Annotated in this window: 14 protein-coding genes and 1 pseudogene; 7 read left to right on the plus strand and 8 right to left on the minus strand. The window is 61.8% G+C overall.

Annotated features, from left to right (window positions below):
• Nucleotides 1-32 precede the first annotated feature (32 nt).
• The 3 genes and pseudogenes from CBM2588_RS30080 to CBM2588_RS30090 all read left to right on the plus strand — a co-directional run bounded on the left by CBM2588_RS30080 (nt 33) and on the right by CBM2588_RS30090 (nt 1,994).
• Complete coding sequence (locus tag CBM2588_RS30080; protein ID WP_115683957.1) at nt 33-305, plus strand: hypothetical protein; 273 nt, start codon at nt 33-35, stop codon at nt 303-305.
• A 55-nt stretch (nt 306-360) separates the two neighbouring features.
• Nucleotides 361-951, plus strand: coding sequence for a hypothetical protein (locus CBM2588_RS30085; protein ID WP_115683958.1), 591 nt, complete (start codon nt 361-363; stop codon nt 949-951).
• A gap of 228 nt (nt 952-1,179) precedes the next feature.
• Nucleotides 1,180-1,994: pseudogene (locus CBM2588_RS30090) on the plus strand (DNA/RNA non-specific endonuclease).
• Here the strand turns inward: CBM2588_RS30090 and CBM2588_RS30095 are convergent.
• Together CBM2588_RS30095 and CBM2588_RS30100 are read right to left on the minus strand one after the other, a co-directional pair.
• Nucleotides 1,972-2,250: an HU family DNA-binding protein gene (locus tag CBM2588_RS30095; RefSeq protein ID WP_115683959.1), complete on the minus strand. Its 279-nt coding sequence runs from the start codon at nt 2,248-2,250 to the stop codon at nt 1,972-1,974. The pseudogene CBM2588_RS30090 and the gene CBM2588_RS30095 sit on opposite strands and share 23 nt — an antisense overlap.
• Nucleotides 2,251-2,374: 124 nt before the next feature.
• Nucleotides 2,375-3,526, minus strand: a complete 1,152-nt coding sequence (locus CBM2588_RS30100) for an integrase domain-containing protein (protein WP_115683960.1) — start codon at nt 3,524-3,526, stop codon at nt 2,375-2,377.
• Between the two features lie 1,107 nt (nt 3,527-4,633).
• On the opposite strand from CBM2588_RS30100, the gene CBM2588_RS30105 reads away from it, so the two are divergent.
• The 3 genes from CBM2588_RS30105 (at nt 4,634) to CBM2588_RS30110 (ending at nt 7,907) form a co-directional block, all read left to right on the plus strand.
• Complete coding sequence (locus CBM2588_RS30105; RefSeq protein WP_115683961.1) at nt 4,634-5,635, plus strand: PRTRC system protein D; 1,002 nt, start codon at nt 4,634-4,636, stop codon at nt 5,633-5,635.
• A gap of 564 nt (nt 5,636-6,199) precedes the next feature.
• On the plus strand, nt 6,200-6,325 hold the full coding sequence (locus tag CBM2588_RS31445; protein ID WP_269462463.1) for a hypothetical protein: 126 nt from the start codon (nt 6,200-6,202) through the stop codon (nt 6,323-6,325).
• Nucleotides 6,326-6,428: 103 nt separating this feature from the next.
• Nucleotides 6,429-7,907, plus strand: coding sequence for an IS1182 family transposase (locus CBM2588_RS30110; protein WP_231942372.1), 1,479 nt, complete (start codon nt 6,429-6,431; stop codon nt 7,905-7,907).
• A 106-nt stretch (nt 7,908-8,013) separates the two neighbouring features.
• On the opposite strand, the gene CBM2588_RS30115 is transcribed toward CBM2588_RS30110, so the two are convergent.
• The 6 genes from CBM2588_RS30115 to CBM2588_RS30140 all read right to left on the minus strand — a co-directional run bounded on the left by CBM2588_RS30115 (nt 8,014) and on the right by CBM2588_RS30140 (nt 11,818).
• Nucleotides 8,014-8,223 (minus strand): hypothetical protein, encoded by a 210-nt coding sequence (locus tag CBM2588_RS30115; RefSeq protein WP_115683962.1) that lies wholly within the window; start codon nt 8,221-8,223, stop codon nt 8,014-8,016.
• A 100-nt stretch (nt 8,224-8,323) separates the two neighbouring features.
• Nucleotides 8,324-9,397, minus strand: coding sequence for a primase-helicase zinc-binding domain-containing protein (locus CBM2588_RS30120; protein WP_115683963.1), 1,074 nt, complete (start codon nt 9,395-9,397; stop codon nt 8,324-8,326).
• A gap of 255 nt (nt 9,398-9,652) precedes the next feature.
• The gene (locus tag CBM2588_RS30125) at nt 9,653-10,180 is read right to left on the minus strand and encodes a single-stranded DNA-binding protein (protein ID WP_115683964.1); all 528 of its coding nucleotides are present in this window, start codon (nt 10,178-10,180) and stop codon (nt 9,653-9,655) included.
• 12 nt (nt 10,181-10,192) lie between these two features.
• Complete coding sequence (locus CBM2588_RS30130; protein WP_172583727.1) at nt 10,193-10,984, minus strand: hypothetical protein; 792 nt, start codon at nt 10,982-10,984, stop codon at nt 10,193-10,195.
• Nucleotides 10,985-10,986: 2 nt separating this feature from the next.
• Nucleotides 10,987-11,415, minus strand: a complete 429-nt coding sequence (locus CBM2588_RS30135; RefSeq protein ID WP_115683965.1) for a hypothetical protein — start codon at nt 11,413-11,415, stop codon at nt 10,987-10,989.
• Between the two features lie 97 nt (nt 11,416-11,512).
• Nucleotides 11,513-11,818 carry a hypothetical protein gene (locus CBM2588_RS30140; protein ID WP_115683966.1) on the minus strand — a complete coding sequence of 102 codons (306 nt, stop codon included), beginning with the start codon at nt 11,816-11,818 and terminating at the stop codon, nt 11,513-11,515.
• Between the two features lie 646 nt (nt 11,819-12,464).
• Between CBM2588_RS30140 and CBM2588_RS30145 the strand changes: the two genes are divergently transcribed.
• Nucleotides 12,465-13,673, plus strand: a complete 1,209-nt coding sequence (locus CBM2588_RS30145; protein WP_115683967.1) for a hypothetical protein — start codon at nt 12,465-12,467, stop codon at nt 13,671-13,673.
• The last annotated feature ends 5 nt before the right edge of the window (nt 13,674-13,678 follow it).

The raw sequence follows: 13,678 nt of genomic DNA on the forward strand, positions 1-13,678 counted from the left end.
TCGAAGAATCAGTGCACTCAACCAAGGAAGCAATGCAGCATTTTGACAACGACCCATCCGAGTATCCCGAGCCCGAGACCGTTCTCGCGATCCGCGGCGCGATCGCCACCGGCAGGATGGGGGGACCTATGGGCGAGCCGGGTCACTGGCTCAATGAATTCTGGCAAATCGGCCGGGCCCTTCGCGAGCACAGCGAAATGCTCCAGGGTTTCCAGGGCACGGCCCGCCGCGGCTTGCTCAGCACCTCAACACGCTACCTGGCCATCAACGAGCCGATGTTCGAACAGCCCGACGACCAATCCTGATTGCCGGCCGGCGGCGCAGGGCATAATTCCGGCTTTCTCCATCCCGGATCCCGCCATGCCAACCGGCCTGCTAAACTGCGCCCACTGCGATGGCGCCCCCCTATTCATCGCCGGCCGTCTCCAGGCCGTCGTTGTCTGCGAGGAATGCGGTGTCTCGACGCCACCGGTCCGCCTCGAATCCACCGACAGCGACACGGCCTTCGCACAACTGCAGGCCATCTGGAACACGCGGGTGGAACACCGGCCAGCCGATGAGCAGACGATCTCCATGCTTGCCCGGCGGGAACTGACCGCCTCCGATATTCCCTATTTCCTGAACCTGCTCGCCTCCACCGCGGGAGACTGGACCTCGAACGGCCCAAAATTCGCGGCCATGGCCGCGGCGCTGGCACGGCCAGGCGTCGACTTCAGGGACGTCTCCCCGCCCGAAACGGTGCTCGAGGATGCGGGACGGTACCGCAAGCTGGTGCGCCGCTCCAAGGTCATCTATATAGATGGCGCTCCCATGGTCAGGTTCGACCACGTCCCGGCCATGGCTGCGGCGATCGCCGAGGAAGCCAAGGAAGACGATCCATGGCCATTCCCGATCCTCGAGGAGTTTGTCGCGCGCGCCGTGGACAGTCTGCCGGATAGCGCCCAGCCTTGACTTCCCGCCGGCCGCGGCAAGCTGGAAGCTCTACCTGCTTGAGAACATTCCATGCTGCGCACCATAGCCGCTTCCACCCTTGCTTTCGTCCTGTGCTTCTCAGCCGGCGAGGCGAGCGCCAGGGACTCACTGCAATCCGCATGCCCCCAGGTCTTCGCCGATGGCCGGCCACCTGCCATCGGCAGGCATGCCGAGAACCGTCTCCTCTGCTTTCGTGCCTATGCGCTCATGCATTCCGCGCGAACGCGCACGGCTGTCTGGTCGGCCGAGCATTTGACACGCGCGGCGGTCGACGCAGCCCGTGACCTGCCGCGCGACAGCGACTTCTACGAGGAACCGAGGCTCGCGCGCAACGAGCGGGCCAGCCTGAACGACTACGGGCGCGGCGCCGGGTTCGACCGGGGGCACCTGGCGCCCAGCGCGATTTTGGCGACAAGGCATCCCAGGCGGAGAGCTTCAGCCTGGCGAACGTCATCCCACAGCACCCGTTCTCCAACCGGCGCACATGGAGCCACCTCGAGACATCGACCCGGCGCCTGGTGCGCAAGGTCGGCACCGCCTACGTGGTCACCGGCCCTGCGTTTATCCGGGACGCCGGCACGCTGCGAGGCCGTATTCAGATCCCGGACTTCGTGTGGAAGGCCATCTACGTGCCCGGGATGGGCGCCGCGGCCTACATCGCGCGCAATGACGCGACCCCGGCTTACAGCGTCGCGAGCATCGCGGAGCTGGCTCACTTCGTCGGCGTGGACCCGTTTCCGTCGCTGCCGGCGCCCATGCGCATGACAGCGTTGGATTTGCCGCCGCCTACGCCGCACCCGGGCGAGCGTGAGCCAGGAAGGTCTCATTCGCGTGGCTGGTCGGCGCCGAGTCTGCCACAGCTGTGCCGGCGGCAGATCCGCTGCACAAGCTTGCTCGCACGGCGAGCACCATGCTGGCGCTCGCGGCGGCTTACGCACGATAGCCTCTCCACGCCCGCACGCGAAGCATCGGTTCGCTGGGCTGGCATGCAAGGCACAATCAGGAATTCAACGCCTCCTTGAACTTCTGGCCCGCCTTGAACTTCACGGTCTTGGCAGCCCCGACTTCGATTTCCTCACCTGTACGCGGATTGCGCGCGATGCGCTCGCCACGCTCGCCCTTGCTGAAAGAGCCGAAGCCAACAAGGCTCAGCGTATCGCCCCGGGCCACTGCTTCCATGATCGAGTTCAGTGTCACGTTCAGGGCCTGCTCGGCTTTGGTCTTCGTGAGGCCTTCCACGCCCGCCGCGATCGCGTCGATCAGTTCAGATTTCGTCATGCACTTCTCCTAAGGATGCGTTACGTTGGATTGAAGGGGCAACTTATCATCTTGCGACATGCAGTTTCCCGGCAAGAGTGTCGCAAATGCAGCAAGCTTTTGGGAAAACTGAGTTGAGCTCCTCTCAACCTAGGCTGGCAAGTAGCCGATAGAGCTTCGCACGCGAGATCCCGAGACGCCGTGCTGCCATCGCCTTGTTGCCATCTGCCGCGACAATCGCGGCTTTGATCTCGTCCAGCGTCGGGTCCTTCTGGCCCAAGTTCAACTGTGTCGAGTAGGTTGAGAGGTAGGCATTCGCCTTTGTCGCCCGACTATGGCCTGCTGCCTCAACGACCTTTTGCATCGCTTCCCTGTGAGCCGCCACATCGACTACCCGACCGCCGCCCTTCACAGCGGCCGCCTGGCCACTTTCTCGCTCGTACATCTGTTGCAGGAATTGGTGGCGCAGGCCATGTGCCGTCACACCAGCACCGCTCTTGGTGACGCCATGCTTCTCCAGAACGGTATAGAAGCGCCTGCGCCAGCGATTCTGCGTAAACGACGCTGGGATCAGCGTGCCCCGCTCCGGGTTGGTCGCATGAGCCAGCGTTGCGGCCTGGCCCAGGACTTCATACTGCCAACCAAACTCGATCGGAACACGCCGCGGCCTACCGCCCTTTGTGCCGTCATGGACATGCAGGGTCCCTGTGGGCAGTACATCGTGAGCCGGGCGCAGGCGCCAGCTTTCCTTGGCTCGGAGCCCGAAGGCGGCTTCCAGCTTGAGTTGCAAAGCGACATGCGCATCAGTCCGCGCGATATCCGCGATCAGTGCCGCCGCGTCGATTCCCTTCCCCTCCCAAGACCGGTCTTCCGTTGCCACGTAGCCGCGCACGTAACCGTCGGGCCTGACGATGTAATCGTCGATCCTGCCAACCATACCAGCCTTGCCCATCCAGGATGCGAAGGCCCGCAGATGAGTCAGGCGCAGTTCCACGGTCCCCACGTTCAGCTTGCGCGCCTCGACCCAATGCCGCACGAGCCAGGCGATGTGCTTCTGCCTGATGCTGTAGGGCGATGTGACGGCCATGCCGCCGACCCGTCGCAATTCCACAAACATGGCCAGGAGCGACTGAATCCGCTGGCGCTGCGACATCTGCGACAGGAACCGTCCGCTCACGCGCGTACCGCTGTGCGGCAAATGGAGATTGTCCGCGGCAAGAACGGCGAACTCGTCCTTGAACCGCTCCGGTAGCTCGTATTGGCTAATGACAGCGCGGAGGTTGATCGTCTTTCTCATTCTGAGCCCCAAGGCGCCACACAGTGCACGGCGCAGTTTCCCGGGCAATCACCGACCCCGATTCGGACATGCCCCTCGAGTGCGCCGGGATACCACCCCCGGCTTTCCGGCCCACCCTGGCCGGCCTTACCCACCACCTTCCTGTCCTTTAGCGATGCCAAACCGATCAGCCCTGAGCATGGAAGCAATGCGTCGTGACTGTCCGCTGCACGAAGCGCGTCGGCTTTCGCCCACACGCCGCTGCGCGGCCACCCTATCCGGATGCATCTCTCGATGCAGGGCCCTGCCGCGCCAGGATTGCGTCCTGATGCTGGCGGGCCCGCCGTGATGGGTGATTACCTGATGCGCTGTTCTGGTTCCGGTAGCGCCCTCCGGTTCGAAATTGCTCAGAAGCCTGCTATCCACCTTCTTGCGGTGCGCACATGGCTCCCCGCCCCAAAGCCAGATCATCCCCGCCGCAGTGTGTCGGGCTTCGTGATCCGCACCCAGCCAAGCGGCTGAACGGGCGTCGTGCATTCGCGTCGATTCCACAGAGCACCTGTCCGGTGTCCGGCTTCGGAATTGTCCGCACTACGGTCTATTTTCACGAACAGACCGCCAATCGGCTTGGTATCGCGGTGTCCGGTGTCCTCACTATCCGACACGGTCCACTTGATTTGATTGAAAAAAATGCCGGGAAAATTTCCGGCTTGGTCAACTGGTGTCCGCAAGCCCTCGCCAAGGAGGTTTTGGGACTTTCATTGCCGCGCAACTGGCGGCGAGGTCGATGCGTCGGGGACGCGGTAGGTGCTCGAAGCATAAACCAGCGACCCACAGCGTTGCAATGTTTGAGGGTCAAATTCGGGAGATTTTGGCGACTTGACTTTGACTTGGCCAAGGTAGAGTCAGCTATGTCGATGTGCCACGACGTCCGACTGAGTTGACCCGGGACCGAGTAAGTGCCACCAAGTGCCAAATGATTCCAGCGCCTTGCAGCGAGTCATTGGCACATGGCGCGCCCAAGACCGACTGTCTCCCAGAATCAGGTACCAAGTGCCACTTACTGGGACATTGGACGTCGCAGCACATCGTAGCCACCCATCACCCATTTCCTCTAGGAGAAGAGCAATGAAGATCTCGACCGTCGCTATCGACGTTGGCTATGGCAACACGAAGTCCGCCTTCCCCCTCGGTTCGGAGATCGCAACCAATATGTTTCCCTCGCTGGCTCCGGTTGCGGCCACGTCCTCTCTCACCGCGCACGCCGGCGGCATGTTTCGGGCGCGCAATGTCGTCAACGTCGAGATCGACGGCGCGCGGTACGAGGTCGGCCCCGATGTTTCGCTAAGCGCCGCGCACGTCAATACTGGTCGCTCGCTGTCCGAAGACTATGTGACGACGCCCAACTATGCCGCCCTGCTCGCCGGCTCGCTGCATTACGCCAACGCCTCCGAAGTGGACCGCCTTGTCCTCGGCCTGCCGGTGCACAACACGCACAAGTACGCTGCGTTCCTCAAGGACCGCTTCACGGGCACTCACAATTTTGGTTGGGGGAACGTTCAGATCAACAGCGTGCTGCCGCTGCCGCAGCCGCTGGGCACGCTGATCACCTACATCCAGCAAAGCGGCAACAAGTACGATCCGGACAACGCCTACCTGGTCATCGATGTCGGCTACTTTACGACCGACTGGGTGGTGGCCCGCGGGTACACCATGGACGACACCCGCAGCGGCGGCGCGCCTGGCGGTGCGGCCCGCATTTACCAGCAGGTGGCCAGCCTGATCTCTGCCGACCGTGGCCAGCCCACGGACAGCATCGAACGCATCGACAAGGCCATCCGGGACGCAAAGCCGATGGTGTTCTATGGCCAGGATCTCGACGTGTCGCCCTATCTCGCGGAGGCGATGGCCGTCACCCATCAGCCGGTCAAGGAAATCCAGGCGCGCGTCGGCCGCACCGAGGATATCCGGGCCATCATCCTGACTGGTGGTGGTGCCCAGCTCCACGCACCGACAATCCGCGCTGCATTCCCGCTGAATGTCATCCACATCATGGACGCCCCTTGCTTCGCCAACGTCCGCGGCTTCTTCTCCATCGGTTCCGCCAAGCAAGTTGCCAAGGCGGCCTGAGGACAGCGGCCATGGACAAGCTACAGATGACCGTGACGCTGTCCGCCGACTCAGCACCGGATCTGCTTGCATACCTGCGGCAGTACACGGGAGCGAGGGAGCGGTCGTTCATGCTCAGGCTGCTCGCACAACGAGGACTGCAGCAGGTGCTCAGCGCTGGCCCGGATGCGCTGCTGCGTCCGCTATCGCCAGCGCCCGCGTCTACCGGTACTCCGGCCGCGCCGCCGGGCGGCTGGAGACCGGATCAACCTGACCGGGTGCCGGCGACTCGGATGGAGACGCCGCCGGAAAGGCCTATTGGGTTGCGAGCCCCTGTGGGAGCGCCAGCTGCTGAACCGCCACCGCCGGCGCCCGCATCACTGGCACCTGCGGTGGGATCGGTGGCCGCGCCCGTGGCGGCCCCCACAACGGGTAGCCCGGATCCGCTTGCGGGTCTCGATCTTGGCGCCCTCAATGAGGCTATGGCACGATTCGAGTAATCGATATCCCCTTTGCGCAAGCTTGACAAGCGTCCTTCCGATGGCAAGCTTGTCTCGTCGGCAACAACAACTGAGGAACCGAACCATGTTCGAATACCTTTCCACCAATCACGATATCAACCGCTTCGTCTTCACGGTCCTCATCGGCTGGTGCGTGTGGGAAGCCCTTCTGGTGGTCTTCAAGGGCGTCAAGTCCCGCAAGCGAGGTTGACTCGCTGATCCACGCGGACAAAAAAAAAAGCCCAGCAATCGCTGGGCTTCAGCTTGCTGACAAAGCCTCCCACTTTGCGGGAGGCTTTGTTCATAATGGCGTGATGCTCAAGACGCCTGCTCCTTACCAGCACGAGCTGGAGATGGTGACGCTGGAATCGTTAGTGCCAGCCGATCACCTGCTTCGCAAGATCGATGCTGCGGTCGATTTCGAGTTCATCCGGGCCAAGGTCGCGCACCTGTACTGCGCCGATAACGGTCGCCCGGCGCTCGATCCGGTGGTGATGTTCAAGCTGCTGTTCATTGGCTACCTGTTCGGGGTGCGCAGTGAGCGGCAACTGATGCGCGAAGTGCAGGTCAACGTCGCCTATCGCTGGTTTGCCGGCTTCCGGCTGACCGACAAGGTGCCGGACGCGTCGACCTTCTCGCAGAACCGCCGCCGGCGTTATACCGACACCACGGTGTATCAGGAGATCTTCGACGAGGTCGTGCGTCAGGCGATGGGGCACGGCATGGTTGATGGCCGGGTGCTGTACACCGACAGCACCCATTTGAAGGCCAGCGCCAACAAGAACAAGTTTGACGTGGTGCAGGTCGAGCAGACGCCGTCTGCCTACCTGGCAGAACTGGATGCTGCGGTCGATGCGGACCGTGCCGCGCATGGTAAGAAGCCGCTCAAGCGCGATAACGATGGTGATGGGCAAGCCGGCGGCAAGCCCCACACCAAGGAGACCAAGGTCAGCCGCACCGACCCGGACAGCGGCTACATGGTGCGCGACGACAAGCCCACGGGCTTCTTCTATCTGGACCACCGCACGGTCGACGCCAAGCACGCCATCATCACCGACACCCACGTCACGCCGGCCTCGGTGCACGACAGTCAGCCATATCTGGCGCGGCTGGACCGGCAGCGCGAACGCTTCGGCTTTGATGTGCGGGCCGTTGGCCTGGATGCCGGCTACTTCACGCCGATGGTGTGTCACGGCCTGGAGAGCCGCCGCATTGACGGGGTGATGGGCTACCGCACACCGAACCACAAGCCCGGCACCTTCTACAAGCGGGAGTACGAGTACGACCGCTATCGCGATGTCTACGTCTGCCCGCGCGGGCAGGAACTGCCCTACAGCACGACCAACCGGGTGGGCTACCGGGAGTACAAATCAGACCCGAAGCAGTGCCGGCAGTGCGAGGTGCGCCCGCAATGCACGAACAGCCAAAACGCGATCAAGGTGGTGGTGCGCCACGTGTGGGAGCGCGACAAGGAGCGGGTCGATGCGCGGCGCCACACCGCCTGGGGCAAGAAAATCTATGCCCGGCGCAAGGAGACGGTCGAGCGCAGCTTCGCCGATGCCAAGCAGTTGCACGGGCACCGCTATGCGCGCATGCGCGGCTTGCGCAAGGTGGCCGAGCAATGCCTGCTGGCCGCGGCGGCGCAGAACATCAAGAAGATCGCGCTGGTGCTGGCGCGCCTTTTTATGCGTCTTTGGTGGCTGATGCCGACCCAATCCGAGCTTCACAGTTCGTTCGGGGGCCGATTCCGGATCATTCCGCAACGCCGGCCGATGCTGCGGCGGGCTGTCTGAGCGGACCTGGCCACCAAAAACAAAACCCCACACTCCGAAAAATGTGGGGTTCGTCAGCAATCTGAAGCCCAGCAATCGCTGGGCTTCTTGTTAAGGGTTGGCGCGCTCAATGCAGCGTCGGCGCAAGGCAGTAGTCGAGGGCGGAATCGAAAGACAGCAGCCGATCGAGGAACGTCATGCTTCCCGACGGATCACGGCGATACACATCAAAGAACTGCGCTTCCGACTGGCCGGCCGTGACGTCAGTCGCGGCCGAGCTGCGCATCGCGTGGATATGCAGCTTGTTGACGATGGCGGTGAATCCCTTCTGTGGCATTGTCAATCTCCTGAGAGAGCCTGCCACGGGGGTGCTCCCCCTGTGGGAAGGACCCACAGGGCAGAGGTTAAGTACGGCGCCACGAGAGGTGGCGATTAAGTCAGGCTGCGATCGCCTGGCAAGACATACGGCGCAACTGGTATTCGGTGCGCCATTGATCGCAGAAGTCAGTGCCCCGGACTTTGGGGCGATGCATTACGGTACGCAGCCCGGCAGCGCGCAAGCGCTTGTCCAGCTTCAATGCGTCAGCCATGCCTGGCGATTTTCCAGTCGCTGGGTCAATCTGGTCGAAATCCGCAAAGATGTGGACCGTGTGAATGCCCAGGCCTGGGGGTATCTCGAACTGGCTAAGCAACACGCGATTCAGACAATTCCAGGTCGGCACGCCAAAAAGCATGTAGGCTGCATATGCATTCTCCAGACCTTCGGCCACGCCCACTTCGCCGGCGCGTGGCGACATTAGCCGCACCGCACCACCGGAAACCGGCAAGGCCGACACATCGTTGCGCTTGGAAGGCAGGATTTCTCCATCCTCCGCGACAATCAATGCCTTGGCAGGGGCCGAAGGGTCCAACGAGGTACGATGCACCGTTGCCATGCGCCCATCCGGTAGCGTGAACTTCGCAAGGATTGTTGGATAGCGGCCGATGATCTGACCGTCATGCCAGTAATCCTGCATCGCAAGACGCAGCGCGCTTGGCTTTGGTGCCCGCAGGCCTGGCACGCGTGCAGCGAGATACCGCATGGCGTGATCCCCAGGCGACAGCTCCGTTGCGGCGTTCCACTTCCTGGCGATGCGGCGCAGCTTTGCTGCCGAGTCATTGATCTTGTGACGAGGCGCTGGACCTCGCATTGCGCTAGCCTCGATCGGAAGGGCTGGCCCACCATTCAGTTCCAGCAGCAGCTGTCGATACGACAAGCCGGTGAAGCAGCGTACGAGCTCCAGGCCGTCGCCAGCTTTCGGACTTCCTGCATTGCACTTGCGGCACACCCAGTCGCCGCGGCCGCGCTTGTTGTCATACGTGAAACGGTCGTGGCCACCGCAGAGGGGGCAGGGACCGGGGCGGCCCTGCCAGAAGCTGTCCGTCAGGACTTCCGCTGGCAGATAACGCCTGAGCAGACCTTCCCATTGAGCGGGCGTCCAGCTTCCAACAATGTCACTCAGATATTTCATGGGATGGCTCCGTAATGGGAGGATGGGTCGATGCCTGAGACAGGCGTGAAGACGCTTGCTCAAAGGACATCCCGGCGTTGGCCAGAAGGTCGTTTCAGCATGGCGAGGGGAGAATGTCGGCGGGATCGCCGCGGAAGGAGAACTGCGACCGCCGAAGCGATCGCAGTTGTGAAGGCAGAGTTCAGCTGGCTGATGCGGGTAGGAGATCAGCAGCCGTTACACCAGAACGGGATGCCGTCCAGTGCTTACTCAAGATTAGAACGGAATATCGTCGTCCATATCCTCGAAGCCGTTCGACGCCGGCTGCTGCGGACGGCGCGCGGCGCCACCCTGCTGGCCGCCACCGCCCTGCGCGCCACGGCCGCTGCCATAGCCGCCGCCCGAAGATTCACGCTGATAACCGCCGCCCCCGTGGCCGCCTTCATCGCCGCCGCTGTCGCCGCCGCCCTGGCGCGAACCCAGCATCTGCATCTGGTCGGCGACGATCTCGGTGGAGTACTTGTCCTGGCCGGACTGATCCTGCCACTTTCGGGTGCGGATGCGGCCTTCGATATAGACCGATGAGCCCTTGCGCAGGTACTGGGCGGCGATCTCGGCCACCTTGCCGAACATCGCTACACGATGCCACTCGGTGGCTTCCTTCATCTCGCCGGACGGCTTGTCCTTGTAGCGATCAGTGGTGGCAATGCGAATGTTGGTGACCGCATCGCCGCTGGGCATGTATCGGGTTTCCGGGTCTGCACCCAGGTTGCCCACGAGGATGACCTTGTTTACGGATGCCATGATCCTTCCAATTCAATGTACGAGGTTAATTGACCAGACCCAACGATCCCAGAGCTTTTGCACTCCGGTCGCGCGGTCCATGATGGGTGCACCGCTCTTCTTGTCGAAGGCAGGCACTTTTTCCCGATGCAGTCTCCTGACGGCAATCCGGTCCCCCAGCTTGCAACGAGCGTCGGCCAGCGCATCCTTAAGGCCTTCGCCTTGAAGGATCTTCTCGCCGGTGGCCGTTGAAAGCTTCAGCGCGAACGACGTGTAGGAACGAGGCCCGCCCGCCTTTCGGTTAGGGAATGTCATTTCGCCCCACTCGAGCAGCTCACCCACGGTGTAGGTTTGAGAGGAGGCCTGCGCCGGCGCAGCACTTCCGGAGCCGCTGCTGGCCACCTCCTGTCGACCACCACCCTCCGCACTCGGCGCGGAACGAGTCGGCCGCTCGCGGAGGCGGAGCTCCGGCTCCACAGCAGCTTGCGAAGGCCCCTGGGAATCAGGCGGGTTGCCGTCCTGAATGACGCTCGCAGCAACGTGTTCCAGCGACATGTCCACATGCTCGCTGACCTTTTTCCACCGGGGGAAGACTTCAGGCAGCAGCTTATCGCCATACGGGGTGCGTTGGAGCCGGTGTTCGAACACACCAACGAAGTGAACCACGCGATCACATTCCTTCCGAAGCAGATGCGGGACACCGTGAACATAGAACTGCCGTTCGTTCGGGTCCCCTCTCCCAACGGGAATCGGATCGGTGCTGTCCCCTCGTTGCTCAGGGTTCAGGACTGCGGCAACGCGCTTGATGAGGTTGAGCCAGGACATGATCAGAGAAGTGAGCCGCAGCACAAGCGACGGACCGCTTCAAGGTCCTCGCGCAGGCGGCGGTGGTTCAGAATCACGTCTTGCAGCGTCTCGGGGTCGACCCCCGATACCGCGCAGACGTACGTGTAGGGCAGTGCGCCGTTCCAGTATCCAAAGATCCAGCCCAGCGTCATGGAGTACTCCTCCCGGTCGAGCGTGCGATTGCGCATGCGGGCACGCAGCATCTCGGCGCAATCGATCAGGGACTCGGGCATGTTGTCGCCGCGCCTGCTGTCGCAGGCCAGGCTGATCAGGGCGTCGACCATTTTCTCCCGCACCGACTCGCTCCAGAGGGACGGGTCAGGCAAGGGGTCGAGCTTGGGGGGCGGCACCTCGATAGCGGCTGCTTCACCGAAGAAGTCCAGCTGCCATCCGGCGGTTGTGGTTTCCATGATGGTCTCCGGGTAGGCACCCGACAGACCCACCTGGCGGCGGGTATCGGATACCCGCGACAGGTGAAAAGCGCCGCCCAGAGGGGCGGCATGGGAATTAGGAGCGGTCGTGCGTTCCTGTCCGGCGAATAGGCGTTACCACAGCCGAGCGCTCGTACTGGCGCTCGGGCTCCGGCATCTCCTCAGCTTCGGGCTTCAACTTGGACAGGTTGTCCGGCATCGAAACCTTCGGTGCAGCGGGAATTGCTTTGGACCAGGCCACACCCCTGTGATACAGGAACGAGAGCCCGACGACGGTCACAAAAGCACCGACGATGAACGACTGCGAGGCCACATACAGCACCATGCAGAACATAAAGAGTTGGAACGGACGCTTGATGAGGTTCGTGACAAAGGATTCCACGGTTTCTCTCCAGAAACAAAAAAAGGGAATTCCTGGCGGATGCCAGGCGATTATTCGATGCTCGGGCGAGCAAGGAATCTCTGGAGGGAAGCTGCAGCGCTTCAACGTACTTGCGTCATGCGGTAGTGCATGGCGAAAGCACGCTGGCGGGGATGAGGGGCTGCTGCAATGGAGCGCTAGGTAACCCTAGGCTCATGTCGATGCGTGGTGAACGCTGAAGTCCATCCGATCCTAATTGGACTCTGCTGTCGACAAGCGGCAGAAAGCTCACCAAAAACACCCCGCTTTCCGAAAACTTGGCCTGAGCATGCTCATCGTTCGACCTGGCCACCGTACCCGGCGCTCCAGAACCAGCGCGACACAAACGCACCATGAGGCACCGATATTCGTCTCTTTTATCTCTGATGTAAGCGTTGTTTAATTCGACCCCTCACCTTAGGGGTAAACCTCTACATTTGATCGCCGGCGACGCCGATATGGGCTGCATAAGCAACCAGCTTTCTGCCATCACCGACGAAAGCCACCCCTAAAAGAAGCGCTTTCTCCGGACAACGCGGCTGTCTCGTTTCGTAAGCTCCTCGAGTTCACTTGACAACGTTTTTGGGTCGTTACGCTGGTTGTCAGGGTCCATTTCCGAGAGCAAAGAATGCCGCAAAGCCAAGACAAGCCCAAAGAGAATCCGGCCGTACAGGCAGACATCGTCAATTTCCCGTTGCAACCCGAAGCTTCACGTGCCGAGTTCGCACTGCGTAGAGCGCTTGGTGGCGTAGCGGTGAACGAGGATTCGTTCAGCCGGCTACTCCAATGCGTGCGAAACCTGCAGCGGACGAGGGACAAGATTGAGCGGCTACTGCAAGACCAGGGGGCCGATCTCCAAGTCATGCACGACCATACGACCGAAATTGCAGTCGGTCTGTATGGCGACACCAGAGCCGCACACACACGTGCATGGGAGATGTTCTATACGATCGCCGAGGAGGTCTTGGGCCTGACACGCAGCCAGGCCCATTTACAGCTGAACCTGTACAGGCGCTTTCTGCAACACAACGGCGCGCTCACGAAACTGAACATCGGTGAGCTGATGATTCTTCGCCGTAGTGACTACACCGCGGAGGAAATCGACGCCGTGATCGAATTCAAAGAGAACGATCCGGCGTATCGACGTAAGGATATTCGCGAGTTCGTTGAGCGACTGCGCCGCAAACAGGAGGAAGTCCTCGATGTGCAGTCCAAGCTCGACGTCGCCACAGCCGAACTGGCGACCACGATCTCGGAGAATGCCGACAAGGACCACGAAATCCGACGTCTCAACACCGAGCTGTCCCGCTTGACGGCCGAGCGCGACACCGACCGTCTGACGCTTACCCAATTGCGGGAGGAGATGACCAGACAAAACTCCAGTTACAGTGCGCTCGGAATGCAGGTCGCAGACCTGGAGCGGGAGAAGCGCGAGCTTCAGGAGCGCATCGCATTTGCGAAGGGAAACGTCCGCCCTGAATCAATCGAAGTGCCCATCGTTCCCCCAGGCTATGCCACGTTGGAAGATGCATTGGCAGCCAAGAACGACGAGCTTACGACCGCCAAGGCCGAGCTGAACAACGTCATTGCTCACCGGCACAGGATTGAAGAAGAGCTAGCCGAACGGACCGCGGTCCTGGACAAGCGAGCCCGAGCCCATGACGAGCTGGCAAAGCTAGTGGATGCGTTCCGGCAGGCGGTCTCGAGCTTTGCGTCGGCCCAGTTGACGGTGCAGATGGCCGGCGACATCTCCGAATTCCGCCCGACCCTGACAGTCCTCGACGGCATCGTCGGACGTCTTCAATCCGAGATTCGCTCTGCGATCAAAGCAAAATAGGAGCA

It is taken from the genome of Cupriavidus taiwanensis, assembly GCF_900250075.1.
Taxonomy (GTDB): Bacteria; Pseudomonadota; Gammaproteobacteria; order Burkholderiales; family Burkholderiaceae; genus Cupriavidus; species Cupriavidus taiwanensis_C.